This window comes from Rhodoblastus acidophilus (assembly GCF_025961575.1).
Classification (GTDB): domain Bacteria; phylum Pseudomonadota; class Alphaproteobacteria; order Rhizobiales; family Beijerinckiaceae; genus Rhodoblastus; species Rhodoblastus acidophilus_C.
In genome coordinates, this window is sequence record NZ_JAOQNX010000011.1 from 20021 (window position 1) to 46918 (window position 26898).

Annotated in this window: 21 protein-coding genes and 1 pseudogene; 12 read left to right on the forward strand and 10 right to left on the reverse strand. The window is 62.5% G+C overall.

The window, feature by feature from the left end:
* Positions 1–4: 4 nt before the first annotated feature.
* A complete protein-coding gene (gene pyk / locus M2320_RS09580; protein ID WP_184429946.1) occupies positions 5–1441 on the reverse strand; it encodes a pyruvate kinase in 1437 nt (478 codons plus the stop codon).
* A gap of 10 nt (positions 1442–1451) precedes the next feature.
* Positions 1452–1883 (reverse strand): DUF1036 domain-containing protein, encoded by a 432-nt coding sequence (locus M2320_RS09585; protein WP_264597087.1) that lies wholly within the window; start codon positions 1881–1883, stop codon positions 1452–1454.
* 123 nt (positions 1884–2006) lie between these two features.
* Here M2320_RS09585 and M2320_RS09590 point away from each other — a divergent pair, with 123 nt between their 5' ends.
* From M2320_RS09590 to M2320_RS09600, 3 genes are all read left to right on the forward strand, one after another.
* Positions 2007–2804, forward strand: a complete 798-nt coding sequence (locus tag M2320_RS09590; protein WP_264597088.1) for an N-formylglutamate amidohydrolase — start codon at positions 2007–2009, stop codon at positions 2802–2804.
* Between the two features lie 62 nt (positions 2805–2866).
* Entirely contained in the window at positions 2867–3109 is a 243-nt protein-coding gene (locus M2320_RS09595; RefSeq protein ID WP_184429943.1) for a DUF2312 domain-containing protein, read from the forward strand.
* Between the two features lie 97 nt (positions 3110–3206).
* Positions 3207–4289 carry an alkene reductase gene (locus M2320_RS09600; RefSeq protein WP_264597089.1) on the forward strand — a complete coding sequence of 361 codons (1083 nt, stop codon included), beginning with the start codon at positions 3207–3209 and terminating at the stop codon, positions 4287–4289.
* A 42-nt stretch (positions 4290–4331) separates the two neighbouring features.
* Here M2320_RS09600 and M2320_RS09605 read toward each other — a convergent pair whose 3' ends face one another.
* Both M2320_RS09605 and mutS read right to left on the reverse strand, forming a co-directional pair.
* The gene (locus M2320_RS09605; RefSeq protein WP_264597090.1) at positions 4332–5870 is read right to left on the reverse strand and encodes a YifB family Mg chelatase-like AAA ATPase; all 1539 of its coding nucleotides are present in this window, start codon (positions 5868–5870) and stop codon (positions 4332–4334) included.
* 69 nt (positions 5871–5939) lie between these two features.
* Positions 5940–8690 (reverse strand): DNA mismatch repair protein MutS, encoded by a 2751-nt coding sequence (gene mutS, locus M2320_RS09610; RefSeq protein WP_425540669.1) that lies wholly within the window; start codon positions 8688–8690, stop codon positions 5940–5942.
* 182 nt (positions 8691–8872) lie between these two features.
* On the opposite strand from mutS, the gene M2320_RS09615 reads away from it, so the two are divergent.
* From M2320_RS09615 to M2320_RS09640, 6 genes are all read left to right on the forward strand, one after another.
* Positions 8873–11158, forward strand: coding sequence for an NADP-dependent malic enzyme (locus tag M2320_RS09615; protein ID WP_264597091.1), 2286 nt, complete (start codon positions 8873–8875; stop codon positions 11156–11158).
* Positions 11159–11229: 71 nt separating this feature from the next.
* Positions 11230–12462 (forward strand): argininosuccinate synthase, encoded by a 1233-nt coding sequence (locus tag M2320_RS09620; RefSeq protein WP_264597092.1) that lies wholly within the window; start codon positions 11230–11232, stop codon positions 12460–12462.
* 61 nt (positions 12463–12523) lie between these two features.
* A complete protein-coding gene (locus tag M2320_RS09625) occupies positions 12524–13822 on the forward strand; it encodes a TAXI family TRAP transporter solute-binding subunit (protein WP_264597093.1) in 1299 nt (432 codons plus the stop codon).
* A gap of 176 nt (positions 13823–13998) precedes the next feature.
* Positions 13999–15810 (forward strand): translational GTPase TypA, encoded by a 1812-nt coding sequence (typA, locus tag M2320_RS09630; protein ID WP_184429936.1) that lies wholly within the window; start codon positions 13999–14001, stop codon positions 15808–15810.
* 6 nt (positions 15811–15816) lie between these two features.
* Positions 15817–17163, forward strand: a complete 1347-nt coding sequence (locus M2320_RS09635) for an ActS/PrrB/RegB family redox-sensitive histidine kinase (protein ID WP_264597094.1) — start codon at positions 15817–15819, stop codon at positions 17161–17163.
* Positions 17164–17241: 78 nt separating this feature from the next.
* The gene (locus tag M2320_RS09640; protein WP_184429934.1) at positions 17242–17847 is read left to right on the forward strand and encodes an ActR/PrrA/RegA family redox response regulator transcription factor; all 606 of its coding nucleotides are present in this window, start codon (positions 17242–17244) and stop codon (positions 17845–17847) included.
* A 6-nt stretch (positions 17848–17853) separates the two neighbouring features.
* Here M2320_RS09640 and holA read toward each other — a convergent pair whose 3' ends face one another.
* From holA to leuS, 3 genes are read right to left on the reverse strand one after another with little or no spacing between them, the layout of a single operon-like run.
* On the reverse strand, positions 17854–18891 hold the full coding sequence (gene holA, locus M2320_RS09645; RefSeq protein ID WP_264597096.1) for a DNA polymerase III subunit delta: 1038 nt from the start codon (positions 18889–18891) through the stop codon (positions 17854–17856).
* A gap of 6 nt (positions 18892–18897) precedes the next feature.
* Positions 18898–19380 (reverse strand): LPS assembly lipoprotein LptE, encoded by a 483-nt coding sequence (gene lptE / locus M2320_RS09650; protein WP_264597177.1) that lies wholly within the window; start codon positions 19378–19380, stop codon positions 18898–18900.
* A gap of 37 nt (positions 19381–19417) precedes the next feature.
* Positions 19418–22030 (reverse strand): leucine--tRNA ligase, encoded by a 2613-nt coding sequence (leuS, locus tag M2320_RS09655; RefSeq protein WP_264597097.1) that lies wholly within the window; start codon positions 22028–22030, stop codon positions 19418–19420.
* Between the two features lie 151 nt (positions 22031–22181).
* Between leuS and M2320_RS09660 the strand changes: the two genes are divergently transcribed.
* A complete protein-coding gene (locus tag M2320_RS09660; RefSeq protein ID WP_264597098.1) occupies positions 22182–22862 on the forward strand; it encodes a YggS family pyridoxal phosphate-dependent enzyme in 681 nt (226 codons plus the stop codon).
* Between the two features lie 47 nt (positions 22863–22909).
* Here the strand turns inward: M2320_RS09660 and M2320_RS23315 are convergent.
* Positions 22910–23470: pseudogene (locus M2320_RS23315) on the reverse strand (L,D-transpeptidase family protein); the annotation flags it as partial.
* Between the two features lie 62 nt (positions 23471–23532).
* On the opposite strand from M2320_RS23315, the gene M2320_RS09665 reads away from it, so the two are divergent.
* Positions 23533–24219, forward strand: coding sequence for a response regulator transcription factor (locus tag M2320_RS09665; RefSeq protein ID WP_184429929.1), 687 nt, complete (start codon positions 23533–23535; stop codon positions 24217–24219).
* 19 nt (positions 24220–24238) lie between these two features.
* The gene (locus tag M2320_RS09670) at positions 24239–24703 is read left to right on the forward strand and encodes a cyclic nucleotide-binding domain-containing protein (RefSeq protein ID WP_264597099.1); all 465 of its coding nucleotides are present in this window, start codon (positions 24239–24241) and stop codon (positions 24701–24703) included.
* A 4-nt stretch (positions 24704–24707) separates the two neighbouring features.
* Here the strand turns inward: M2320_RS09670 and M2320_RS09675 are convergent, their stop codons facing one another.
* Together M2320_RS09675 and accD are read right to left on the reverse strand one after the other, a co-directional pair.
* Entirely contained in the window at positions 24708–26024 is a 1317-nt protein-coding gene (locus tag M2320_RS09675) for a bifunctional folylpolyglutamate synthase/dihydrofolate synthase (protein WP_264597100.1), read from the reverse strand.
* Positions 26024–26884 carry an acetyl-CoA carboxylase, carboxyltransferase subunit beta gene (gene accD / locus M2320_RS09680; RefSeq protein WP_264597101.1) on the reverse strand — a complete coding sequence of 287 codons (861 nt, stop codon included), beginning with the start codon at positions 26882–26884 and terminating at the stop codon, positions 26024–26026. Before accD ends, M2320_RS09675 begins: the two co-directional genes overlap by 1 nt.
* Positions 26885–26898 lie beyond the last annotated feature (14 nt).

The following is a 26898-nucleotide window of genomic DNA, read 5'->3' on the forward strand; positions in this document are numbered from 1 at the left end:
CGCCTTATTGGGCGCGAAGCCCGTCTTCGGCGATGAAGGCGATGCGCACCATATTGGTCGCGCCCGGCGTGCCGAAGGGCACGCCCGCGATGATGACAATGCGATCGCCGGGCTCGGCGAAATGCCGGCGCACCGCGAACTTGCAGGCGCGATTGGCCATGTCGTCGACATCGTGGGCGTCCCGCGTGACCGCCGACTCGGTGCCCCAGACCAGGGTCAGCCGGCGCGCTGTGTCGCGATTGGGGGTGAGGGTCAGGATGGGCGCGCGCGGCCGCTCGCGGGCGACGCGCAAGGCGGTTGCGCCTGACGCCGTCCAGGCGACAATCGCCGTCATCTCCAGATTCTCGGCCATGTCGCGCGCGGCGCTCGCCACGGCGTCGGCGCCGGTTTTTTCCGGGGTGGCGCGCTGAGCGTTGATGATGCTGCGATAGACCGGCTCCATTTCCACGCTTTCGGCGATGCGATTCATCATCGCCACCGCGTCGATGGGATATTGGCCGGACGCCGACTCGGCCGAGAGCATGATGGCGTCGGCGCCCTCGAACACGGCGGTGGCCACGTCGGAGACTTCCGCGCGGGTCGGCGTCGGCGAGGTGATCATCGACTCCAGCATCTGAGTCGCCACGATCACCGGGCGGCCGAGCCGGCGCGCCTCGCGGGTGATGCGCTTTTGCAGACCCGGCACTTTCTCCGGCGGCACTTCCACCCCGAGATCGCCGCGCGCCACCATCAGCCCGTCCGCGGCGAGCATGATCTCGTCGAGCCGCGCGATGGCTTGCGGCTTCTCGATCTTGGCCAGAACCAGCGCCCTGTCTCCGGCGATGGCCTTGACCGCCTTCACGTCCTCGGCGCGCTGCACGAAGGAGAGCGCGATCCAATCGACACCCGCCTCGACGGCGGCCTCCAGATCGATACGATCCTTGTCGGTCATGGCGGCGTCGGGAATTTCCGTGTCCGGCAGACTCACCCCCTTGCGATTGGAGATGCGGCCGCCGACCTCGACTTTGGTCACGGCGCGATCGGCCTCCGCCTCGACCACCGCCAACCTGAGACGGCCATCATCGATCAGCATCTTGTGGCCGGGCTGGAGGCATTCGAGGATCTCAGGGTGCGGCAGACGCACGCGGGTGGCGTCGCCGTGAGCCTCGTCGGAATCGAGCACGAAATTCTGGCCCTTGACCAAATCGGCGCCGCCGTTCTCGAATGCGCCGACGCGGAGCTTCGGTCCCTGGAGATCGACCAGAATGCCGATGGGACGGCCGACCTTCTCCTCGACGGCGCGAATCATCGCCACCCGTTCCCGCATGCCCTCCGGATTGGTGTGGCTCATGTTGATGCGAAACAAGTCGGCGCCGGCCCGCCACAGGTTTTCAATCGTGGCCTCGTCGTTGGAGGCCGGCCCGAGCGTGGCGACGATCTTGCAGCGGCGGGTGCGCTTCATCGAATTCTCCTCAACGTGTCTGGCTTGAATCGGTCAACTGGACCGTCCAGTTCTTCGCGTCCTTGCCGGTGTCGACCTCGAAGAAGCCAGAGCGATCGAAGCCGCGCACAAAGCAGTCCTCGCGGCCGTCGATTCGGAATTCGCGGTCGCGGGTGCACATGAAGGCCTTGCCCTTCCATTCGCCGCCATGTTCGTCGATGGCGTAGACATAGTAGAATTCCGCCGCGAGCGGGCCGCGCAACAGCGTCTCGCAGGCGCTGGCCTTGATGTTCCACCAGCCCTCGGACACCCAGCCCGTGCCGTTGGTGTAGGCGAGCGCGACGCTCACCTTGGCGCCCGTATTGTTGCACATGCGGAAATCAGCCCTGGCGACGCCGGGGAGCAGGCAGGCGGACACAAGGGCGGCGCAGGCCGCGGTTGCGCGGCGGGCTGTGATGATCATGCGGCTCGTTCTCTGGCGTCGCGACATTTGTAGCTCTTGACTATGACGACGCAATTTTCCTTTTAACCATAAGCGCGGAGGACGTCGACCGTCGAACCGCAACCTTCGCCATAAGGGCTCCGGGTGCACGACGTCCCTTCCCAAACCATGGTTTTCCAACAGCTCGCCGGCGCGCCGGACCAGCGGCTGATCCTGTTCTGCGACCATGCCAGCAACGCCTTGCCCCCCGCTTACGGCGATCTCGGCCTGGCCCGCAGTCAGTTGGAGCGGCACATCGCCTACGACATCGGCGCGGCGCAGGTGACGCGGCGCCTGGCGGCCCTGCTCGACGCAGGCGCCGTTCTAGCCGGCTTTTCCCGTCTGCTGATCGATCCCAATCGCGGCGAGGATGATCCCACACTGGTCATGCGCATGTCAGATGGGGCGGTGATTCCAGGGAACGCAAGGGCGGACGCCGCCGAAATCGCGTCTCGCGTGGAGCGGTTCTGGCGTCCCTATCGGCGCGCCTGCGCAAGTCTGGTCGATGCGGCGCTGGCGGCAAATCGCGTTCCTGTGCTGCTCGGCGTTCACAGCTTTACGCCCAGTTTCAGAGGGCGCGCGCGGCCCTGGCCCTGCGGCGTGTTGTGGGACCGCGATCCACGCCTTTCCGCGCCGCTGATCGAGGGTTTGCGGGCCGAGGGACTTCTGGTTGGCGACAACGAGCCCTACGACGGCGCCCTCAAGAACGATTCGATGTACGAATTGTCCACGGCGCGCGGCGCGCCCGGCGCGCTGATCGAAATCCGCCAGGACGAGCTGGAAACGCTCGAGGGCTGTGAAGTCTGGGCCCAGCGCCTCGCGCGCATCCTGCCCGACGTGCTGGCCCGCGCCGAGACGCAACAATTGGCGTTCTTCGGCTCGCGGGCGGACAGGCGTCCTTGACGGCGGCGCCGCTCTGGTTCATCTGAGGCGCCGACTTCAACCAGACCCCAGGATCGATCAAAATGAGCGCAGCCTCGCTCGACGGCGGCCATCTCAAAGCCTTTATCGAACGTATCGAACGCCTTGAAGAGGAAAAGAAGGCGATCGCGGACGATATCAAGGATGTCTACGCCGAGGCCAAGGGCAACGGCTACGACGTGAAAATCATGCGAAAGATCGTCTCGCTGCGCCGCCAGGACGAGAACAAGCGCCGCGAGGAAGAGGAAATTTTGGACCTCTACCTGTCCGCGCTCGGCGAGCAGTAATTTATTTCGCAATGCGCGATTTGCGGCGGTCGCCTTGCCGTAGCGCCGCGCCGAACATAGGTCATGGCCAAGTTTCTCGCTCGCAATGGGAATGGCCATGACTGACGCCAAATTGTTTCAGCCCTTTCAACTCGGCTCGCTGACGCTAAAGAATCGCATCGTCATGGCGCCGCTGACCCGCAACCGGGCGGCGCCGGGCAACGCCGCCAGCGCCATGATCGCCGAGCATTATCGCCAACGGGCCGGGGCGGGCCTGCTGATCACCGAGGCCTCGCCGATCTCCCAGCAGGGACAGGGCTATATCAACACGCCCTGGATTGTCACCGACGACCAGGTCGCCGGCTGGCGGCTGGTGACCGACGCGGTGCATCAGGCCGGCGGCGCGATTTTCGTGCAACTCTGGCATGTCGGCCGCGTCTCGCACGTTTCGCTTCAGCCAGATGGCGGCGCGCCGGTGGCGCCCTCGGCGATCCGCGCCAACACCAAGACTTTTTTGGGCGGCGGTTTTGTCGACGTGTCCGAGCCCCGCGCGCTGGCGCGAGAGGAATTGCAGGGGATTGTCGATGATTACGTGAAGGCGGCGAAAAACGCCGCGCGGGCCGGCTTCGACGGCGTCGAAATCCACGCCGCGAACGGCTATCTGCTCGACCAGTTCCAACGCGACTCCAGCAACAAGCGCACCGACGACTACGGCGGCTCCATCGAAAACCGGGCGCGGCTGACGCTGGAGGTCATCGACGCCATGCTCGCCGCCCTGCCTCCGGAAAAGATTGGCATCCGCTTTTCTCCGGTCAGCCCCGCCAATGATGTCGCCGACAGCAATCCCCAAGCCCTATTCGGCTATCTGGTCGAACAGGTCGGCAAGCGAAAACTCGCTTACATCCACATCGTGGAGGGCGCGACCGGCGGCCCACGCGACTACGCGCCCTTTGACTACGCCGCGCTGCGAAAAAGCTTTGGCGGCGCCTATATCGCGAATAACGGTTACGACCGCGGCATGGCTCTGGCGGCGGTGGAAACGGGCATGGTCGATCTGGTGGCGTTCGGCCGCCCCTTCATCTCCAATCCCGACCTCGTGGAGCGGCTGAGAAAAGGCGCGCCCTTGGCCGAGCTCGACAAAGCCACGCTCTATGGTGGCGACGCCCACGGCTACACTGACTATCCCTCTCTGGAGCAGTGATTTCCCTTTTCGTCGCGCGAACTTCTATGAGTTTGCGCGCGTCTACGCCGCTTCTGAAGGGCGGTCGACAAAAAGCCGATAAGACAAGGCTTCGGCGAGATGTGGGCGCAAGACGTCAGTCGACCCTTGCAAGTCCGCGATCGTTCTCGCCAGCTTGAGGACGCGATGAAACCCACGTGCGGAAAGTCGCAACTTGTCCGCGGCGTCGCGAATAAGCCTGCTGCCGGCGTCATCCAGCCTGATCGTTTGTTCCAGGATCGCGGCGGTGGCCATCGCATTGCAGGTCACGTTCTCAAAGCCCAGCCCTTTGTAGCGTGATCGTTGCAGGTCCCGCGCAACCGCGACGCGCGCCGCAATTTCCTCAGATCCCTCGCTGGCTGGAGGCAAGATCAAATCCGAGGCGCTGATCGCCGGAACCTCCAGATGCAGGTCGATGCGATCCAAGAACGGACCGGACAATCGGGCCTGATAGAGCTGGGAACACCGTTGAGGCGAACCCTTCTGGCAGCGGTGGCCCGGCTCATTGGCCAGCCCACACCGGCAAGGGTTCATGGCGGCAATCAATTGGAATCGCGCGGGATAGACGCAGCGGCGCGCCGCGCGCGAGATGGCGATCTCGCCGCTCTCCAGCGGCTGCCGCAAGGCGTCGAGCGCCTGTCCCTGAAATTCGGGAAGCTCGTCCAGGAAAAGCACGCCGTTGTGCGCCAGAGACGCCTCGCCGGGTCTGGCATGCGGGCCGCCGCCAACGAGAGCAGCCATCGAGGCGGAATGGTGCGGCGCGCGAAAAGGCCGGCGATCCGTGAGCTGTCCGCCGGCGAGATTGCCCGCGACCGAATGAATCATCGAGACTTCCAAGAGCTCGCTCGGCGTCAGCGGCGGCAATATCGATGGAAGTCGCGCCGCCAACATGCTCTTGCCAGCGCCGGGCGGCCCGTTGAAGAGCAAATTGTGTCCGCCCGCTGCGGCAATCTCCAGCGCCCTTTTTGCGCTCTCCTGTCCCTTGATGTCGCGAAGATCGAGTTGCGGACCCATCAAGGATTTCACCGCCGGGACGGGCCGCGACAACACCTGGGTCCCATGGAAATGATTGGCGATCTGGATCAAGTTACGCGGCGCGATGATGGAAATGTCTTCCGACGCCCAGGCGGCTTCGGGTCCGCACTCCGCAGGACAAATCAGGCCCAATCCCCTCGCGTTCGCTGAGACGGCCGCGGGCAGAACGCCTGAAACGGCCGATATGGCGCCGTCGAGCGCCAGTTCTCCTAAAACCATGAAACCGTCGAGGGCATCCGAGGGCAACGCGCCCATCGCCGCCATCACCCCCAATGCGATGGGAAGGTCGTAATGGCTTCCCTCCTTCGGGAGGTCGGCAGGCGCAAGATTGACGGTGATTCGCTTCGCGGGAAGCGAGAGCCCGGACGCGACAAGGGCGGAGCGGACGCGCTCCCGCGATTCAGCCACGGCCTTGTCGCCGAGCCCGACGACGTTGAAGACCACGGTTCCATTCGAGATCATGACCTGGACATCGACCGGTCGCGCTTCAATTCCCTCGAAAGCGACCGTTGCGACACGAACGACCATGGCACACTCCTGCGAGCATAACCGTCACCCTACGACGCATGGTTGTCCCGGAACATCGATTTTTTTGCGTCAGGCCTCGCGCGCGATCTGTTTGAGAGCAAAGAGCGCGTCGAGCGCCTGACGCGGGGTCATTTCGTTCGGATCCATCGCCGCCAGCGCTTCCCGCAATTCATCTTGGCGAACTGGTTCTGGTCTTTGCGGGGTTATCGCGAAGAGCGGCAGATCCGCGACGAGCCTTTCGACCGTCGGCCGATGGTCGGTCGTTTCCAATTCCGCCAATATGCTTCGAGCGCGTTCGACGACCGAGGTGGGTAATCCGGCCAGGCTCGCCACCTGTACGCCATAGGAGCGGTCCGCAGCGCCCAGGGCGACCTCGTGCAGAAAAATGACCTCCCCACGCCAATCGGAAACCCGCATGCACAAATTGACCAGCCGGGACAGCTTTTGGCGCAGATGCGTCAGTTCATGGAAATGTGTGGCGAACAAAGCGCGTGAGCGATTGGTCTCGTGCAAATGCTCCATCACCGCCCAAGCGATGGAAAGACCGTCGTAGGTCGCGGTGCCACGGCCGATTTCGTCGAGGATGACCAAAGATTTTTCCGTCGCCTGATTCAGGATCGCGGCGGTTTCGACCATTTCGACCATGAAGGTCGAGCGGCCCCGCGCCAGGTCGTCGGAAGCGCCGACGCGGGAAAACAGCCTGTCGACAACGCCGATATGGGCGGATTTCGCCGGAACGAACGAGCCGATCTGCGCGAGAATGGCGATCAGCGCGTTCTGCCGCAGGAACGTCGATTTACCCGCCATGTTCGGGCCGGTGACGACGGCCAGTTTCCCGCCGCTGTCAGCGCTCTTGCCCAAACTCCCGCCGAGGTCGCAGTCGTTGGGGACAAAGGGCTCGCCCTTGGCCCGCAGGGCGGCCTCGACCACCGGGTGACGTCCCGCTTCGATGTGAAAAGCCAGGCTGTTGTCGACCCGAGGGCGAACCCATCCGGCTTCCACCGCGATCTCCGCCAGCGCGGCCAACACGTCCAGGGCCGCCAGGGCTTTGGCGGCGGCGTCCAACTCCGCCGATTTCTCCAGCGCTTTCGCGGAGAGATCAGCAAAAACGCGGCTTTCGATCGCCAAGGCCTCACTGGCCGCGTTGGTGATGCGGCTCTCGAGTTGCGACAATTCGGTCGTCGAGAAACGCATGGCGTCCGCCATGGTCTGCCGATGGATGAAGGTCGTGTTGAAGGGAGGCTTGAGCAGCCTCTCGCCATTCGCCTGGTTCACCTCGATGAAATACCCAAGGAAATTGTTGTACTTGATCTTGAGTTGGCGAATTTCGGTCTCATCGCAATAGCGCCCCTGCAAGGAGGCGATGACGCGGCGGCCGTCGTCGCGCAAAGCGCGGGTGTCGTCCAGTTGGCTGTCAAAACCGGCGCGAACAAAATCGCCGCTGCGGCGGTCGAGCGGGAGTTCGTCGTTCAGCGCGGACGCCAACAAATTGGCGAACGAGGTGTCGAGCCCGCCCAAGAACTCCGCGGCCTTGGCGAGCAGAAAGGGCGGATTGCCGTTTGCGAGCAGCGCGCCGCAGGTGGTCGCGGCGAACACGCCGTCCCGCAGCGCCGCCATGTCGCGGGGGCCGCCGCGGTCGAGGGCGAGCCGTCCCAAGGCGCGGGTCATGTCGGGGGCAGCCCGCAATCTTTGCCGCAGGTCCGCACGCAACAGCGGTTCGTCGGCGAAACAGGAAATGGCGTCCTGACGCAGCGCGATCTTTTCAATGTCGCGCAGCGGCGCGGCGAGCCATTCCGCCAAGGTCCTGGCCCCGCCGGATGTGACCGTGCGATCCAGCACCGACAACAGGGTGCCCTGACGCTGGCCGGATTGGCTGCGCGCCAGTTCGAGGTTTACGCGAGTCGCCGCGTCGATCTCCAGATTGGCGCGGGTTTCGACGCGGGTCGGACGGTTCAGCCTCGGTCGGGCCGCGAACTGGGTTTTTTCGATATAGGCGAGGCAAAGGCCGGCGGCGTCGATCTCCAGACGCGACAGCGTTCCAAGGCCGTCGAGCGTGCCCAATCGGTAATAGTCCAGCAATCTTTTTTCGGCGGCGCGGCCGAAAAACGCTCGCTCGTTCAACGGCGTGAGCGCAGCGCCGCATTCGCGCAGACGGTCAGCGAGGCTCGTGTCCTGCAGCAGGGCGTCCGAGGCGACGATTTCACGAGGCTCCAGCCGCGACAGCAGCGCGCCGAGCGCGCCGGATTCGGTGACGTAAACATCAAAGGCGCCGGTCGAAATGTCGACAGCCGCCAGACCGAACAGGGATTTCGGGTCGCGGTCCAGCTGGCGGACGAGGGCGACAAGCAGATTGGCGCGCCCCGGCTCCAGCAGGCGCTCCTCGGTCAGCGTGCCCGGCGTGACCAACCGGACGACATCGCGTTTGACAACGGATTTTCCGCCCCGCTTGCGCGCCTCCGCGGGGTCCTCGGTCTGCTCGCAGACAGCGACGCGATGGCCCGAGGCGATCAGCTTTTGCAGATAGTCGTCGGACCGCTCTATCGGCACGCCGCACATCGGAATGTCGTCGCCAAGGTGCTTTCCGCGCTTTGTCAGCACAATGCCAAGGGTCTGGGAGGCGATCTTCGCATCGTCGAAGAACAGCTCGTAAAAATCCCCCATGCGATAGAACAACAGGCAATCGGGATGTGCGCTCTTGATCTCCAGATATTGCGCCATCATCGGCGTCACGCGCGCGTCCGCGGACGCTTTCGGCTTCGCGGACGCGCCGCCGTCGCTGACGTCTTCGACCGGATATGCGGCTTTGTTGGCGCTCGACATGAATGTCCCTCTCTGCCAGCAAACTAGCAAAGCAAGCGGGAGCAAACAGCCCGCGAAGGCTCAGGAGTGAGCTTTTCCAACGAATTTTCAGCGAGAGCGCGTCTTTCTTGTCCAAAGGACTGCTTGTCATTTCTTGGCGCGGGGCTAAGGTCCCGGCTCCCCGCAGCCATCAGGATCAAAGAATGTCTGACACCAAGCCGAGTCGCGCCAAGCGCCCCACCTTCACCGATCAGGAGGCGCTGCAGTTCCACTCCAAGGGACGACCCGGCAAATTTCAGATTGCTCCTACAAAACCCATGGCGACCCAGCGCGACCTGTCGCTCGCCTATTCTCCCGGCGTCGCCGTTCCGGTCAAGGCGATCGCGGAGGACCCTTCGCGCGCCTACGACTACACGACAAAGGGCAATCTGGTCGCGGTCATCACCAACGGCACCGCCATTCTCGGCCTGGGAAACCTCGGCGCGCTGGCTTCCAAGCCGGTGATGGAAGGCAAGTCGGTCCTGTTCAAGCGGTTTGCGGATGTCGATTCCATCGATCTCGAGGTCGGCACCGAGGACGTCGAGGAGTTCATCAATTCCGTGCGCTTCCTCGGCCCCTCCTTCGGCGGGATCAACCTCGAAGACATCAAGGCCCCTGAATGCTTTATCATTGAGGAGCGGTTGCGGGAATTGATGGACATTCCCGTCTTCCATGATGACCAGCACGGCACCGCGATCATCGCCGCCGCCGGCATGATCAACGCAATCCATCTCACGGGCCGCGACATCAAGAAAACCAAGCTCGTTTGCAACGGCGCGGGCGCTGCGGGCATCGCCTGCCTCGACCTCATCAAGGCCGTGGGCTTTGCTCCCGAGAACGTTACACTCTGCGACACCAAGGGTATCGTCTATCGCGGCCGCACCGAGGGCATGAACCAGTGGAAATCCGCCCATGCGGTCGCCACCGACAAGCGCACCCTCGCCGAGGCCCTGGACGGCGCCGACATTTTCTTCGGTCTGTCCGCCAAGGGGGCGCTGACCCAGGAAATGGTCAAATCCATGGCGGCAAATCCCATCATCTTCGCCATGGCCAACCCCGATCCCGAAATCACACCCGAGGACGCGCACGCCGTTCGTCCCGACGCCATCGTCGCGACGGGGCGCTCAGACTATCCTAACCAGGTCAATAACGTCCTCGGCTTTCCCTACATTTTCCGCGGGGCGCTCGATGTGCGGGCGAGCACCATCAACATGGAAATGAAGATCGCCGCCGTGAACGCGCTGGCGCAACTTGCCCGCGAGGACGTGCCCGACGATGTCGCGCGCGCCTATCAGGGCGCCCGTCCGCGTTTCGGCCGCGAATATTTGATCCCGGCTCCGTTCGATCCTCGGCTGATCTCGGTCGTGCCGTCGGCGGTCGCGCAGGCGGCGATCGACTCCGGCGTCGCCCGGCATCCCGTCGTCGACATGGGCGCCTATCGCGCGCAGCTTTCGGCGCGCCGCGATCCCGTCGCCGGCGTCATGCAGGGCATCATGGATCGGGTGAAGCGCAACCCCAAGCGCGTCGTATTCGCCGAGGGCGAGGAGGAGCAGGTGATCCGCGCCGCCACGTCCTTCGTCAACCAGGGACTTGGCACAGCCATTCTGGTCGGGCGCGAGGAACGGGTCGCCGAGGTCGCCGAGCGCATCGGCGTCGAGATCGACGACAAGCTCATCGAAATCCACAATGCGCGCATCTCCCACCGCAACGGCGCCTACGCGCAAATGCTCTACGAGCGGCTCCAACGTAAAGGTCTTCTGTTCCGCGATTGCCAGCGCCTCATCAACAACGACCGCAATCATTATGCGGCGTCGATGGTGGCCGCAGGCGACGCCGACGCCATGGTGACCGGAGTCACGCGCAATTTCTCCACCACGCTTGAGGAGGTGTCGCGTGTCATCGACCACAAGCCCGGCCACAGGCTGATCGGCGTCTCCCTGGTTCTGGCGCGGGGTCGGCCGGTCATTGTCGCCGACACGGCGATCACCGAAATGCCGGAGGCGCTCGACCTCGCGGAAATCGCCATCGAAGCGGCCGGATTTGCCCGCCGTCTCGGCTACGAACCGCGCGTCGCCATGCTGGCGTTCTCCAACTTCGGCCATCCTCCGGGCCACCGCACCCTGCGCGTGAAGGAAGCCGTGCACATTCTCGACCAACGTCACGTCGACTTTGAATATGACGGGGAAATGGCCGCGGACGTGGCGCTCAACAAGGAGGCAATGTCACTCTATCCGTTCTGCCGGCTTACCGATACGGCCAATGTCCTGATCATGCCGGCCTTCCACGCCGCGTCCATCTCGACAAAGATGCTGGTGGAGCTGGGCGGCGCCATGGTCATCGGACCGATGCTGGTCGGTTTGGACAAGTCCGTCCAGATCGTGCAGCTGGGCGGCAAGGATTCCGACATCGTCAACGCCGCGGCGCTCGCCGCCTTCAACGCCGAACTCTGACCAAAAATCGAAAAGGTTGCGCCGCTTCGCGGCGCGCCTATAGTCGCGCCAAAATTTCCCGCGAGTCTCAAATGTCCAAGCAGAAAGAAATCAAAAAGGTCGTCCTCGCTTATTCAGGCGGCCTCGACACCTCCATCATCCTCAAATGGCTGCAGACCACCTATGGCTGCGAGGTCGTGACGTTTACGGCGGACCTGGGCCAGGGCGAGGAACTCGAGCCGGCGCGAAAAAAGGCCGAGCTGCTGGGCATCAAGCCGGAAAACATTTTTATTGAGGACCTGCGCGAAGAATTCGTCCGCGACTACGTCTTCCCGATGTTCCGCGCCAACGCCCAATATGAAGGGCTGTATCTGCTCGGCACGTCTATCGCCCGTCCGCTGATCTCCAAGCGGCAGATCGAGATTGCCCGAAAAGTCGGCGCCGACGCCGTCTGTCACGGCGCGACCGGCAAGGGCAACGACCAAGTGCGCTTCGAGCTGTCCTATTACGCACTCGAACCCGATATCAGCGTGATCGCGCCCTGGCGCGAGTGGGACTTGGCCTCCCGCACCGCCCTGATCGAATTTGCCGAAAAGCACCAGATCCCGATCGCCAAGGACAAGCGCGGCGAGTCGCCCTTCTCGACCGACGCCAACCTGCTGCACACATCGTCTGAAGGAAAAGTGCTGGAGGACCCCGCGCAGGAGACTCCGGATTATGTCTATTCGCGCACAATTAGCCCCGAAGACGCGCCGGACAAGCCCACCTACGTCTGGATCGAGTTCGAAAAAGGCGACGCGGTCGGCATCGACGGGGAAAAGCTGTCGCCGGCAAGACTGCTGACCCGCCTGAACGAACTCGGCCGCGAGAACGGCATCGGCCGCCTCGATCTGGTCGAGAACCGGTTCGTCGGCATGAAGTCGCGCGGCATGTACGAGACGCCTGGCGGCACAATCCTCTATTTCGCGCATCGCGGCATGGAATCAATCACGCTCGACCGGGGCGCGGCTCATCTGAAGGATGAGCTGATGCCGAAATATGCGGAGCTGATCTACAACGGCTTCTGGTTCTCGCCAGAACGCGAGATGCTGCAGGCCCTGATCGACAAGAGCCAGGAGAAGGTTACCGGCCGCGTCCGAGTCAAGCTCTACAAGGGCAATGCCGACGTGGTGGGCCGCGAGAGCCCCTATTCGCTCTACGATCAGGAACTGGTCACTTTCGAGGAAGGCGCCGTCGCTTACGACCATCGCGACGCCGCTGGCTTCATCAAGCTCAACGCGCTAAGATTGAGAACTCTGGCGAAGCGGGACCGGAAGACCTCCTGACTTTCTTCAGCGCCGTCGTCTGAAACTCGCGCTGCGCGTTTCGCCTTCGAGAGGACGGGAGATGCGGCGCTTCCTTTCACTGGCGGTTTCGATCGGCGCGCTGCTGATCGCCCTTACGGTTGTCGGCCTCTATTATATCGAGAGGCCGACAGTCTTCCGCGTTGCTGTGGCAAAAGGCGGCGAGCCCCAAAAACTGCTTGTGGCGCTAAACCAGGAATTCGCGCGCGACCACACGGACGTGCGATTTCGCATCGCGCCGGTGGTCGACTCACGCGCCGCGGCTAAGGCAATGGAAGAGCGCAGCGCGGACCTCGCCGTTGTGCGCTCGGATGCGAACATGCCTCCGAATGCGTCCACGGCGCTCATCCTCGAACACCCGATTCTTGTTGTCATTGTGCCCCCCGGCTCCAACCTGTCCAGCATCGCGGAACTGAAGGACAAACGCGTCGCTTCCGTCGCGCTGGACTCAGCGAGCGAAGGCGCGGGCGCGCTGCTGGACGCGCTCGAACAACAATACGCTCTGCCACCGCAGTCGCTTCCGCGCAAATCCGTCGACATCGCCGAGCTCACCGAGCTGCTCGCGAAAAACGAGGTCGACGCCGTGCTCGCCTTTGGCCGTTTCGACGCCCCCCAAATGGCTCAGGTGGTGCGCACCCTGTCGCGCGAGGGGACGCCCGCCTTCCTCCCGATCGGCGACGCCGCAGCCCTGGCCAAGAAGACGCGGGGGGTCGAAGCTACGACGCTGCTGCGCGGCGCGTTCGGTGGCGCTCCGTCGCTTCCCGCCGAAAACATCGAGACGATCGGCGCGACCGTGCGCCTGGTCGCAGACAACGATCTCGCCAACAGCGCCGTGGGTGAACTGGTGCGCCAGACTCTCGCCCATCGCACCGCCGCGGCCGCCAAGAGTCCTGTCGCCAACGCCATGGAGACGCCAGACACCGACAAGGGGGAGGCGCTGCCGACGCACCCCGGCGCCGCCGCCTTCATCGACAATGAAGAAGAGAGCTTTTTTGAACGTTACAGCGACGTGATCTACATTGGCGCAATGGTCGCGAGTCTTCTCGCCTCCGCCATAGCAACCTTGGTTAGCCGCATGACCGTCAAAGGCTATGAGCAATTCGATCACCTGCTGGAGCAATCGCTCGAAATTCTCAAGCGCGCCCGCGAAGCCGAGGATCTGGAAGCCTTGAAGCTCCTCGAATTGCAGATCGATGAAATCCTCACCCATACGCTCGCCAGCGGACGCATGCCGAAGCTGGACGGGCATCAGCTCGCGGGCCTGACCCTGGCAGTGGAACAGGCGCGCCTCGCCATCAAGGACCGCCGCCGGATCGTCATGGACGCGGTCGCACGCGCCTAGCATCGCGCTTTTGCAATTATCGGGTTTTTCGTTTAGAGCAAGCGCGACTTCCCGCCTCGCTTCCCGTCGCACTCCGTCATCGCCGCGTCACCCTATGGCGAGAAGGACACAGCTGCGGCGGCGCGTCGCGCGGCTCGACCCGAACAGACTTCGCAGAACGATCCCTTAAGGCCCCCATGAATCTCCGCAACATCGCCATCATCGCCCACGTCGACCATGGCAAGACCACATTGGTTGATCAATTGCTTCGCCAATCCGGCGCGTTCCGCGAAAACCAGCGCGTGGCCGAGCGCGTGATGGACTCGAACGACATCGAAAAGGAACGCGGCATCACCATCCTCGCCAAGGCGACCTCGGTCGTCTGGAAAGATACGCGGATCAATATCGTCGACACCCCCGGCCACGCGGATTTCGGCGGCGAGGTCGAGCGCATCCTGTCGATGGTCGACGGCGCGATCGTTCTCGTCGACGCCGCCGAAGGCCCGATGCCGCAAACAAAATTCGTCGTCGGCAAGGCGCTCAAAATCGGTCTCAAGCCGATCGTCGCCATCAACAAGGTTGATAAGCCGGACGCGCGCGCCAACGAAGTCATCAATGAAGTTTTTGATCTGTTCGCCGCCCTCGACGCCACCGACGAGCAGCTCGACTTCCCCATTCTCTACGGCTCCGGCAAGAACGGCTGGATGGCCGACGACCCGTCCGGCCCTCAGGACGGCATGGGGCCGCTGTTTGATCTGGTCGTCCGGCACGTCCCGCCGCCGCCCGTGGAGGACGGCGCCTTTCGCATGCTCGGAACGCTGATCGAAGCCAATCCCTATCTCGGGCGCATCATCACCGGCCGCATCTTTTCCGGAAACGTCAAGACCAACCAGGCGGTCAAGGTTCTGGATCGTCAGGGAAATCTGGTTGAATCCGGTCGCGTGTCCAAGATTCTTGCCTTCCGCGGCATCGAGCGCCAGCCGATCGAGGAGGCCGAGGCCGGCGACATCGTCGCCATCGCCGGCCTACCGAAATTCAACGTTGCGGACACGCTGGTGTCTCCAGAAGTGACCGAACCTCTGCAAGCCCAGCCGATCGATCCTCCGACCCTGTCGATGACGTTTCTGGTCAACGACTCGCCGCTCGCCGGCACCGAGGGCGACAAGGTGACGAGCCGTGTCATCCGCGACCGCTTGATGAAGGAAGCGGAAGGCAATGTGGCCTTGCGCGTTGAGGATTCTCCTGGCTCCGACTCCTTCGTCGTCTCGGGTCGTGGAGAGTTGCAGCTCGCCATCCTCATCGAGAACATGCGCCGCGAAGGTTTTGAGCTGGGCATTTCGCGTCCGCGCGTCGTTTTTCAGAAGGACGAGGACGGAAACCGGCTTGAGCCGATCGAAGAGGTTGTCATCGACGTCGACGAGGAATTTTCCGGCGTCGTCGTGCAAAAAATGTCCGAGCGCAAGGCCGAAATGATCGAGATGCGCCCCTCCGGAGGCAATCGTTTGCGACTGGTGTTCCACGCGCCGACGCGCGGCCTGATCGGATACCAGGGCGAACTTTTGACGGATACGCGCGGCACCGCGATCATGAACCGTCTGTTTCATGCCTACGCACCCTACAAGGGCGAACTTCAGGGCCGTCGCAACGGCGTGCTGATCTCCAATGACGCCGGCGAGGCCGTGGCTTACGCCATGTGGAACCTCGAGGATCGCGGCCCCATGATGATCGAGCCGGGCTGGAAGGTTTACGGCGGAATGATCATCGGCCAGCACACCCGTGAGAACGACCTTGAAGTCAACGTCCTCAAGGGCAAGAAGCTGACAAACATCCGCGCCGCCGGCAAGGACGAAGCGGTCAAGCTGACGCCACCAATCCGCATGACGCTGGAGAAATCGCTGGCCTATATCGAAGACGATGAACTTGTGGAAGTGACGCCCAAGTCCATTCGTCTGCGGAAGAGCATCCTGGACCCCAACGACCGCAAACGCGCGGAGCGCGCCAAGGACTAAGCGCAAATGCCACATCGAATCCTGCGCGCCTTCAACTTCGGCGCGGCGCGGATCCACCTGCCCAGCGATGACGTGCAGTTCGGACATAACGCACGTCTCCTTCGCATGGATACGCTCGTCAAGTTGCGCTGGTTCGGTGTGGCCGGGCAATTGGCGACGGTCCTGGCAACCGCGTTCATCCTGGAGTTCTCGTTCGACCTTGCCTTATGCTTGGCCCTGGTCGGCTTCCTCGCGATCTTCAATCTGCTCGCGACGGTTCTTGCGCCGCGGCATTTGCGGCTTACGGAAGTCAACGCAACCTACTTTCTGATCTTCGACGTCCTGCAACTCTGCGCCGTTCTCTATCTCACGGGCGGCATAGAGAATCCGTTCGCCATCCTCATTCTGGCGCCGGTGACGATTTCTGCAGTGTCGCTGCGGTTCCATCACATCATCAGCGTGGTTGCCGTTTCGGTGGCGTGCGTCACGCTGTTGTGCCTGGTTCATAAGCCGCTGCCCTGGCGCGCCGGTGAGAGTATTTCGCTGCCGCAGCTCTATCAGGACGGTCTCTGGACGGCGATCGTTGTGTCCTGCCTGTTCATTTCCGTTTACGTCTCGCGGGTCGCCAACGAGTCGCGCGCGCTGAGCCAGGCGCTGTCGGCGGCCGAACTCGTCCTCGAGCGCGAAAACCACCTCTCTAAACTTGACGGTTTGGCGGCCGCAGCGGCGCACGAGCTTGGAACCCCCCTCGCCACGATCTCGCTCGTGACCCACGAGTTGAAGCGCGCCACTGTTCCAACTGAAATTAAAGAGGATTTGTCTCTGCTGGAACAGGAGGCGCGACGGTGTCGTGAAATCCTGAGCAAGCTGACCTCGCTCCCAGACGACGACGACGAGCCTTTTACGCGCACAAAGCTCGGCTTGCTGCTCGAGCAGATCGCGAACCCTTATCGGCAAGGCGCGATTGATATCAAGATCGAGCTGAAAGGCAGCGACGACGAGCCTCATTCTGACTGCAGTCCCGCCATGGTTTACGGCATCGGGAACTTCGTCGACAACGCCACTGATTTCGCGCGCTCGTCCGTCGTTATTTCGGCGAACTGGAATGCCCGGATCGTCGAGATTGTCATTGCTGACGATGGTCCTGGTTTTCCGATCGAACTGCTCAACCAGCTGGGAGAGCCCTATCTCGTGCGAAACTCGAAGCGGGGCGGGCATGTCAAGGAAAGATCGGGGCTCGGTCTGGGCGTTTTCATCGCCAAGACTCTCCTTGAGCGATCCGGGGCAAAGGTTTCGTTCTGGAATTCCAAAGCTGGCGGCGCGCGCGTTTCGTTAACCTGGGGCCGCAGCCGCTTCGAAAAGCCAAGTGTATAGCTTGACATACGTCAATTTGTTTGGTCGTTCGCGGATATCCGTGCTGCGTTCGATTTCAGGCAAAAGGTGACAGCTCGCATGCCTCCGTTCGGGAAAGATGAAGCCGTGGAAAGCGCAAAGGGAACCGAGGCCACAGAGGCGGCGCTTCTGTTCGAAAAGGACAAGACGCTTCTGGTCGTCGATGACGATAAGCCGTTTCTCAACCGCTTGGCCAAGGCGATGACGGCGCGTGGATTCGTCGTAACCTGCGCGGAGACGGTCGCGGAGGGCATGACCGCGGTCCAATCAGCCCCACCCGCCTTCGCGATCATCGACATGCGCCTCACAGACGGCAACGGGCTCGATGTCATCAGCGAATTGAAGGCGCGGCGTCCGGAAGCGCGCGGCATCATTCTGACGGGCTATGGCAACATTTCTTCGGCGGTTCTGGCGGTCAAACTCGGCGCATTCGACTATCTCGCCAAGCCCACCGACGGCGACGAGATTTTTGCCGCGCTGATGAAATCGACGTCGAACTCGGCCGGTGAGGCGCCCGCCAATCCGATGTCGGCCGAGCGCGTGCGTTGGGAGCACATCCAGCGCATATTCGAGCTTTGCGATCGCAATGTCTCGGAAACCGCGCGGAGACTGAACATGCACCGTCGCACCCTGCAACGCATCCTCGCCAAAAGGGCGCCGAAATAGCAGCAGTCACCGCGAGCTGTCGCGCCGTCCGCCGGCGCGTGAAATCAGCAGGCGGGTCAGGCGCTGGGCGGAAAGCGTCGGGTTTGACCGCGTCGCCTTGGTAAAATTTTGCAGGGTCCGCACCAATTCGAGCATCTCCTGAACCCTGCAGGTTTTCATCTGCCGCATGAGTTCGGCTTTGCGATTGAACCCGCCCGTGCCGCGTAACACGGACTGCAATGCGTCGGCGGGATTCCCGCCGGCGTCCACGGCCCCCACGCCGCGCTGCAAGGCCAGAGCGTGTCTCATCATGGCCATCAGAATGATGGTCGGATCTCCACCGGACAGAGAAACACTATGCAAACGTTCGAGCAAGGTTTGGCGGTCCGATGAAAAAGCACCGTCCACGATTGCATCGGTCTGCGTCAAATTAGGATCGTAACAGATCGCCTCGACGTCAGAGCAATGGACCGTGCTCTGGCCGCTCGTAAACAGCAGTAGCTTCTCGATTTCGTTACGCGTGGCAATTCGATCCTCGCCCAGCACACCAAGCAGCGCGTCGCGCGCACTGGGCTCGATCGCGCATCCGGCGGCGGCAAATTCCCTCTCGATCAAGCGCATCAGACTTCTGGCGTCATCCGGCCGGCATTCGATCGCCGCCGCGAAATCGTGCGCTTCCGCCCATTTGCGCAGCGGCGCATCGCGGCGAAGCTCGCCGGCCTCGAGCACGATCAGGCAATTTTGCGGAGGCGCCCTGCTGATCATCTCCAGAGCAGGCAAGACCGACTTGCCGCCGACACTGATCAGAATGCAACGGTTTGAACTCTGAAACATGTCGATGGAATTCGCCTCATCGACAAGAAGCAAGGGATCCGATGCGATCGCGTCCCCAAGCAGCTGGATTTTTTGGCCCGGAGCCATCTCGCCGCCCAGGAAAGTGCGGCTCGCCTGCTGCGATCGCTCGGACACCAGACCCCGGTCGGGGCCGAACAGCAGGATGACGGACGTGCAACCAAACGGCTTGGCGAGGAAGTCGTCAGCCTCGCCAATCGGAATCGCGACCATGTCTGCTTATTTCGCCAAAGCGGCCGCGATTCGAGTCCGGATTTGCTCGGCGATCGTCCTGGCGTTGCGGATTTCAGCGTCACGCGCCGCCCGCACATTGCTCAGACGCTGCGAGGTGCGATCGTAGGACACGGCTTCCGTGACGCTGCCGCTCACCAAAGGCTTGTCTCCGCCCGCGACGGGGAACAACTGGTACTTCGCGTCGACCGCAATAGCGGCCGCTTCGGCCTGGCCGGTGAACGTATTGATGATCGGCGTCGACATGCGCTCGGTGAGGGTGACGACAAGACGGTATTTCGGCGTCGGCGACGATCCCGTGCCATTCAGCTGTGAAATCAGCTCGTTGGTGACATAATGCCCGAGACGATCGGGAATCGGCTCAACCTTGATCAGTTGCAATTCGTCGCCCACGGCGCCGCCACCCGGCGCGGCGGTCATGTAAAGCGGCTGCACACAACCGCCGACAAGCAGGGCGCAGCCCACGGCCATCGCTTTGGCGGCGTTGCCCAGCCAGGCTGTTGCGCGATTAGACGACGACATTGATGATCCTCTGGGGGACAACGATGACTTTTTTCGGCGTCCGGTCTTCGCAGGCGCGCTGAACGGCCTCCAAAGCCATGACGGCGGCTTCGATGTCCTTCTGACCGGCGTCCCGGGCGATGGTCAGCTCGGCGCGCTTCTTGCCATTAACCTGCACTGGAAGCGTTACCATATCCTCGACGATAAGAGAACGATCCGCGACCGGCCAGGGCGTTTCCGCGACCAGTTTCTCGCCGCCCAGTTCCGCCCAGCAGGCCTCGCCCAGATGCGGCATCATTGGAGCAAACAGTTGGACGAGAATTTTTCCGGCCTCGCGGAAGGCGGCGCGCACATCATCCTCGGCGGGCACATCGATCCCGGAAAGCAGCGCGTTCAATTGATTGGCGAGATCGTAGATCTGCGCCACACAGCGGTTGAAGCGCAAACGCGCCAGATCGTCTTCCGCCTTGGCCAGAGCGGCGTGCGCCGCCTTGCGAACGCGGTTCGCCTGCTCGCCGAACTGCGCGACATCAGGCGCGCCAGCGGAAAGATCGGCGATCTCGCCGACGAGCCGCCACAGCCTCTGCACGAACTTGCCGGCCGCCTGCACCCCGTCCTCTGTCCAGATCACGTCGCGGTCTGGCGGCGAATCGGACAGCATGAACCAGCGCGCGGTGTCGGCGCCATAGGTCGCGATGATGTCGTCGGGGTCGACGGTGTTGCGCTTGGACTTCGACATCTTTTCGATGGAGCCGATGTCCACCGGCCGCCCGTCGCTCAAGGCGAAGGCTCGGCGCGCAGAGCCGTCCGCCTCGAAGCGAATTTCGCTGGGCGACATCCAGGTGCCGTCCGCCGACTTGTAGGTCTCGTGGACGACCATGCCTTGGGTGAACAGACCAGCAAACGGCTCGCTCAGGCCGACATGTCCGGTGGCGCGCATGGCGCGGGTGAAGAACCGCGCATAGAGCAGGTGAAGGATCGCGTGCTCTATGCCGCCGATATATTGGTCGACCGGCAGCCAGCGATCAACCACCGCCGTGTCCGTCGGCGCGGTCACGGTCCAGGGATCGGTGAAGCGGGCGAAATACCAGGACGAATCGACGAACGTGTCCATCGTGTCGGTTTCGCGCAGCGCCGGCTTGCCGCATTTGGGGCAGGTCGTATTGCGCCAGGTCTCGTGACGGTCGAGCGGATTGCCGGGCTGGTCGAACGTGACGTCCGGCGGCAGTTCGATCGGCAGGGTTTCGCGCGGAGCCGGAACGATCCCGCAGGATTCGCAATGGATGATGGGGATGGGGCAGCCCCAATAACGCTGGCGTGAAATGCCCCAGTCGCGCAGCTTGTAGTTGATCTGGCGCCGCGCGCGGGGCCCGCCATCGGTCTGCTCGCCTTCGAGACGGCGCACGACCTCCTGGAAAGCCTGCGCTGGCGTCATGCCGTCGAGGAATCGCGAATTGATCAAACGGCCGTCACCGTCATAGGCGGTGTCCTCGACCGAAAAAGTCCCGGGATCGACGTCTTCGGGGCAGACCACGACGGTCCAGCCCAGGCCATATTTGCGTGAAAAATCGAGGTCGCGCTGGTCGTGGGCCGGACAGCCGAAAATGGCGCCCGTTCCATATTCCATCAGCACGAAGTTCGCGACATAGACCGGCAGGGTCCATTCAGCGTCGAACGGGTGCCTAACCCGAACGCCCGTATCAAAACCCTTCTTTTCCGCTGTTTCCAGCGCGGCGTTCGAGGTGCCGACGCGGCGGCATTCTTCAATGAACGCTTGCAGTTCGGCATTGTCGCGCGCCAGTTCGGCAGCGAGGGGGTGATCCGGCGAAACGGCGATGAATCGCGCGCCAAACAACGTGTCGGGCCGCGTCGTGAAAACCTCGATGGTCTTGAACGCGTGCTCGCCGGCGACGTCGAATTTAACCAACGCGCCTTCGGACCGGCCGATCCAGTTCTTCTGCATCAACCGGACTTTTTCTGGCCAGCGGTCGAGTCCGTCGAGCGAAGTCAAAAGGTCTTCGGCGAAATCGGTGATCTTGAAGAACCATTGGGTGAGTTCGCGCTGTTCAACAAGCGCGCCCGAACGCCAGCCGCGCCCGTCGATCACCTGTTCGTTCGCCAGAACCGTCTGGTCCACCGGGTCCCAGTTGACCTTGGCGTTCTTGCGATAAATCAGCCCCTTGTCGAGCATGTCCAGGAACATGGCCTGTTGATGCCGATAATAGCTGGGGTCGCAGGTGGCGATCTCGCGCGACCAGTCGATGGAGAGCCCCATGCTTTGCAACTGTTTGCGCATGGTGGCGATATTGGCGTAGGTCCATTCGCCGGGATGGGAGCGGTTCAGCCGCGCCGCGTTTTCCGCCGGCATGCCAAACGCGTCCCAGCCCATGGGATGCAGCACATTATATCCGCGGGCGCGCATAACGCGGGCGACGACATCACCCATGGCGTAATTGCGCACATGCCCCATGTGAATCCGTCCGGACGGATAGGGAAACATTTCCAGCACGTAATATTTCGGTCGGGCATCGTCGTTGCGCGTCAGGAACGTATTTCGGTCCGACCATTCCTTTTGCCACTTGGGTTCGGATTCGTGGGGATTGTAACGGTCAGGGCGCATCAAACTTCAGGCTCTTCCAAACGGTTCCAAGCTGCCGCAAAGAGCATGATTTCGTCCCACCGGTCAATTGATTTGGCCGGCGCCGTCCCGATTGGCATTCGCCCCGGCGCCGCCTATGGTCCTCATGAATCAATCTTGAGACGGAGTTCTAGTGGTGAGTGTGGCCGCAGTCGATGACGTCCCCGGCAGGCTGGAACAGGTGCGGCGAACCATCGCGCGGTCTTGCGCCGATGCGCGGCGCGATCCGGCCGAGGTAAACCTAGTTTGCGTCTCCAAGACCTTTGAGGCCGAAGACATCCTTCCCGCCTTGCGCTCGGGCCAGCGGATTTTTGGCGAGAACCGCGTCCAGGAGGCGGCCTCGAAATGGCCAGCCCTGCGCGCCGCGTTTCCGGACGTCGAGCTGCACCTGATCGGTCCCTTGCAGTCGAACAAGGCCGAATTGGCCGTCGACGTCTTCGACAAGATTCAAACGATCGATCGGGTAAAGATCGCTTCGGCCATTGCCGAACACTCGAGAAAGAAAAACACAAACATTCCGTGCTTCATCCAGGTCAATACGGGCGCGGAAAGTCAGAAGGCCGGCGTTTCAGTCGAGGATCTTCCCGGCCTCCTCAATGCCTGTCGTCATGACTTGGGGCTGACAATCGAGGGCCTGATGTGCATCCCGCCGGTGGATCGCCCTGTCAGCCCGCATTTCGCGCTTCTTTATCGTCTCGCACGGGACTTGGGCGTCGAAAAACTCTCCATGGGCATGAGCGCCGACTTCGAGCAGGCGATCCAGCTTGGCGCCACCCACGTTCGGGTCGGGTCCGCCATTTTCGGCGCGCGCTGAAGCTTTTTGCTGGCCCCGATGACAAGGATCGGCCGCAACGCAAGCCTGTGCTGTATGTGCCTCATGTCGCGCATCCGAACCGCGACGCAACCGGCGGTCGGCTGCAGGTCTTCGTGAGCAAGGTGAAAGAAGACGGCGCTGCCGCGACCCGCTGCTCGGGGCCTAATGTTGTAATCCAATATGCCGACGACATCGTAGAGGTGGTCGTTGCGCCAGAGATTTTCGGCGCTAACGGGCGAGGGCAGGGGCACAGGCCGGTTGTAGTTTCGCGAACCGGGGTCGTCGCACCACCCATCGAGAGGCCGGATGCGGCGCTCACCGGCAAAGCCCGAGCGCCAGCGGTCGGTTCGCCTCAGCCAGATGGCAATCGTCAGGCGTCCGATGGGGGTCACGCCGTCGCCTTCCCAGCGTTTCACGCCGATTCCGCTGCGGCCGACGGCGCATTCCACAAGGTTCGCGCCGACTCGCAACAGGCCTCTCGGCCGCCCCGCGCGAGGCGGAAGCTGCTGAACAAAAAGAATCTTGATTTTTGCCTGGAAAAGGCCGCCGCTTTTCAACACGGAGTTTTGACGACGGGAACGCGAAAGCGTAGATTTTTCACTTGTCACGGGTTCGCCTGTTGGTGTTGGCGCGACTTCAAGCGTGGTCCAAGCCGTACATAGGATACTTCATGTCGCAAGTCCGTTCGATCTTGATCGTTGACGATGATGCGCATTTGAGACTTTCACTGCTCGAACAACTGAGCATCCACAGTGAGTTTGTCGCCTATGAAGCGTCGGATGTGAAATCCGGGCTGGACGTCATCAATGAACACCCGATTGACCTCATCATCATGGACATCGGTCTTCCCGACGGCGACGGGCGCGATGTCATCAAGCAATTGCGCGCCGCCGGCTTCCAAAAACCGGTGATCCTGCTGACCGGGCAGGATTCCGAACATGACGTGGTTCGCGGCCTCGATTCCGGCGCCAACGACTATGTCAGCAAGCCGTTTCGCTTTTCGATCCTACTGGCGCGCATTCGGGCGCATATCCGCCAACACGAATTCAGCGACGACGCCAGCTTCCAAATTGCGTCTTATACCTTCCATCCCGGATCGAAACTCCTAGTCGCCAAGACTGGCGCCAAGCTGAAGCTAACCGAGAAAGAAACTTCGATCCTGCAATATCTCAACCGGGCCAAAGGGGGCGTGGTGTCGCGTGACGAATTGTTGCGCGAAGTCTGGGGTTACAACGCCAACGTCACCACGCATACGCTCGAGACCCACATTTACCGGCTGCGACAAAAGATCGAAGTCGATCCGACCAACGCGAAAATCCTCATCACGGACATCGGCGGCTACCGGCTGTCGGCCTGAGCAAGAAACGGGGCGCTTCATGTCGACCTCAGAGACCATCTCACTCCTGAGCCGTCTGCCAATCTTCGCCAAAATCGAGCCGGGAGCCCTCAGGCTGATCGCCTTTGCCGCGGAAACGAGGAACCTCCGCGCGGGCGATATCTTGTTTCGGCAGGGGGATATGGCCGATTGCGGCTATCTCCTGCTGACTGGGGCCATCACGCTCACTGGCGACAATGTCGGGGAATCCTTGCCCTTGGTGGGGGAAGGAGACCTTCTTGGCGAGACTGCGCTGATTGTGACCACAAAGCGCCCAGTCACCGCCATCGCCCGGCAGAATTGCAGCGTCCTGAGGATATCCCGCGCCTTGTTCTTGCGGGTCTTGGAAGAGTATCCGGCCAGCGCCGACCGATTGCGCAAGGACATTCTGGCTGACATCAACGCGCTCGGCGGCGATCTGGAGGTTTTTCGCCGTAGTCTGATCTCGGGCGACGCCGACGCATGACTCCCTATTCCGGAGGAGTCCCGTTGGCGGCGAGGACATCTCCGCTCAGGTAAAGCGAGCCGGCAATCAGAATGCGCGGGGGCGGGCTACCGTAGGTGGCCGACAGACATTTCAGCGCACGCTCGACATTGGCCTCGGCGCGCGCGTTCAGCCCCAACTTTTCGGCGATGCTCACGATTTCATCCGGGGGCCATGAGGCTTGGTCGCCGTGGATAGGCACGGCGATCACTTGCGTCGCCATGCCGATGAACTGTCGTAGGAACCCCTCGGCATCCTTCGACTTCAGCGAGCTGAAGATCAGGATGAGCGGCAGCGGCGTGATCGCATCGCGCTCCGCCATCGCCTTCGCGAGCGCCTTGGCGCCGGCTTCGTTGTGACCACCATCCAGCCAAAGCTCCGCGTTTGCTGGCGCCAAGGTCGCGAGTCGCCCGCCATGAAGATTTTGCAGCCGCGCCGGCCAGTTCGCCGCAACCATCCCGTGCTCGAAAGCTTGGTCAGACAATCCGGGAAAAGCGGCGCGCAGAGCGGCAATGGCGACGCCCGCGTTTCCGGTTTGATGCGCGCCGAATAGTGTTGGCGAAGGCAAATCCAGGAGGCCGAACGAATCCTGATAAATCAGCCGGTCGGCCTCGCGCCGGCACAAATAATCCTGTCCCCACACAAGAGGCGTGACCCCCAGGCGCGCCGCCGCTTTTTCGAGCGCCGCTTGCGCCGCATCATCTTGCCCGGCAAACACGGCGGGCGCCCGCCGCTTGAGGATACCCGCCTTTTCCGTCGCGATCGCCTCAAGCGTGTCGCCCAAAAATTCGACGTGATCCCTGGAGATTGGCGTGATCACCGAGCAGGCTGGCGCATCTATGACGTTGGTGGCGTCGAGACGGCCGCCCAGACCAACTTCCAGCAGAAGCACGTCGGCGGGATGCTCGGAAAAGAGTTTGAACGCCGCGGCCGTCGTGGCTTCGAAAAAGGTGATGGGCGCGTCGCCATTGGCGGCTCCCACGGCTTCGAATGCCGCGCTCAGCGCCTCGTCAGAAACAAGCTTCCCGCCGGAGCAGTCAGCCAAACGCACGCGCTCGTTGAACCGCACGAGATGCGGCGAGGTATAGACGTGAACGCCAAGCCCGGCAACCTCAAGGATCGCCCGCATAAAAGCGATGGTCGAGCCTTTGCCGTTCGTTCCGGCGACGTGGATGACCGGAGGAAGCTTTTTTTGCGGATCGCCCAAAGCCGCCAGCAGCCGCTTCATCCGATCCAGCGACAGGTCGATTTTTTTCGGATGAAGATGCAGCAGGCGGTCGAGGATCGGGTCGGGCGCGGACATCAACTCGCGGGGACAGGGGCCTTCATCAACAGCCGGCAGACGCGGCCAAGCGTATCGCGCATTTGCGCGCGCGGCACGACCATGTCGACCATGCCGTGCTGGAGCAGATATTCGGAGCGCTGAAACCCCTCGGGCAGCCGTTCGCGAATCGTTTGTTCGATCACCCGCGCGCCGGCAAAACCGATCACCGCGCCGGGTTCGGCAATATGGAGATCACCCAGCATGGCGTAGGAGGCGGTGACGCCGCCGGTCGTCGGATTGGTCAGCACGACGATGTAGGGAAGCTTGGCCTCCTTCAGGCGCTGGACCGCGACGGTGGTGCGCGGCATCTGCATCAGCGAGAACATGCCTTCCTGCATGCGCGCGCCGCCCGAAGCGGTGAAGATGATGAACGGTGTCCGGTGTTCCACGGCGCGCATCATGCCCGCGACAATCGCCTCGCCGGCGGCCATGCCGAGCGAGCCGCCGAGAAAGTCAAAATCCTGGGCGGCGACCGTGACCTGCAATTCCTGCAAGGCTCCGGCGGCGAGCCGAACGGCGTCATAGGCGCCGGTCTTGGTCCGATAATCCTTCAAGCGATCCGTATAACGCTTGACGTCGCGAAATTTGAGCGGATCGGCGGGCGCTTCAGGCGAAGGCAGGCTTTCGTAGACGCCATCGTCGAACAGCGCGTCGAGACGCGCCTTCGCCGGAATGCGCATGTGATAGCCCGAGCCCGGCACCACGAACAGATTGGCTTCCAAATCCTTGTGGAACACCAATTCGCCGCTCTCCGGGCATTTGACCCAGAGATTTTCAGGCGTTTCCCGCTTGAGGATCGACCGAATTTTGGGGGGGACGACGTTCGAAATCCAGTTCATTGCATCGTCTCCTG

Coding starts and splice junctions, on each gene's coding strand:
- pyk (WP_184429946.1), bottom strand. CDS start 1,441: ATGAAGCGCACCCGCCGCTGCAAGATCGTCGCCACGCTCGGGCCGGCC.
- M2320_RS09585 (WP_264597087.1), bottom strand. CDS start 1,883: ATGATCATCACAGCCCGCCGCGCAACCGCGGCCTGCGCCGCCCTTGTG.
- M2320_RS09595 (WP_184429943.1), top strand. CDS start 2,867: ATGAGCGCAGCCTCGCTCGACGGCGGCCATCTCAAAGCCTTTATCGAA.
- M2320_RS09600 (WP_264597089.1), top strand. CDS start 3,207: ATGACTGACGCCAAATTGTTTCAGCCCTTTCAACTCGGCTCGCTGACG.
- M2320_RS09605 (WP_264597090.1), bottom strand. CDS start 5,870: ATGGTCGTTCGTGTCGCAACGGTCGCTTTCGAGGGAATTGAAGCGCGA.
- mutS (WP_425540669.1), bottom strand. CDS start 8,690: ATGTCGAGCGCCAACAAAGCCGCATATCCGGTCGAAGACGTCAGCGAC.
- M2320_RS09615 (WP_264597091.1), top strand. CDS start 8,873: ATGTCTGACACCAAGCCGAGTCGCGCCAAGCGCCCCACCTTCACCGAT.
- M2320_RS09620 (WP_264597092.1), top strand. CDS start 11,230: ATGTCCAAGCAGAAAGAAATCAAAAAGGTCGTCCTCGCTTATTCAGGC.
- M2320_RS09625 (WP_264597093.1), top strand. CDS start 12,524: ATGCGGCGCTTCCTTTCACTGGCGGTTTCGATCGGCGCGCTGCTGATC.
- typA (WP_184429936.1), top strand. CDS start 13,999: ATGAATCTCCGCAACATCGCCATCATCGCCCACGTCGACCATGGCAAG.
- M2320_RS09635 (WP_264597094.1), top strand. CDS start 15,817: ATGCCACATCGAATCCTGCGCGCCTTCAACTTCGGCGCGGCGCGGATC.
- M2320_RS09640 (WP_184429934.1), top strand. CDS start 17,242: ATGCCTCCGTTCGGGAAAGATGAAGCCGTGGAAAGCGCAAAGGGAACC.
- holA (WP_264597096.1), bottom strand. CDS start 18,891: ATGGTCGCGATTCCGATTGGCGAGGCTGACGACTTCCTCGCCAAGCCG.
- lptE (WP_264597177.1), bottom strand. CDS start 19,380: ATGGCCGTGGGCTGCGCCCTGCTTGTCGGCGGTTGTGTGCAGCCGCTT.
- leuS (WP_264597097.1), bottom strand. CDS start 22,030: ATGCGCCCTGACCGTTACAATCCCCACGAATCCGAACCCAAGTGGCAA.
- M2320_RS09665 (WP_184429929.1), top strand. CDS start 23,533: ATGTCGCAAGTCCGTTCGATCTTGATCGTTGACGATGATGCGCATTTG.
- M2320_RS09670 (WP_264597099.1), top strand. CDS start 24,239: ATGTCGACCTCAGAGACCATCTCACTCCTGAGCCGTCTGCCAATCTTC.
- M2320_RS09675 (WP_264597100.1), bottom strand. CDS start 26,024: ATGTCCGCGCCCGACCCGATCCTCGACCGCCTGCTGCATCTTCATCCG.
- accD (WP_264597101.1), bottom strand. CDS start 26,884: ATGAACTGGATTTCGAACGTCGTCCCCCCCAAAATTCGGTCGATCCTC.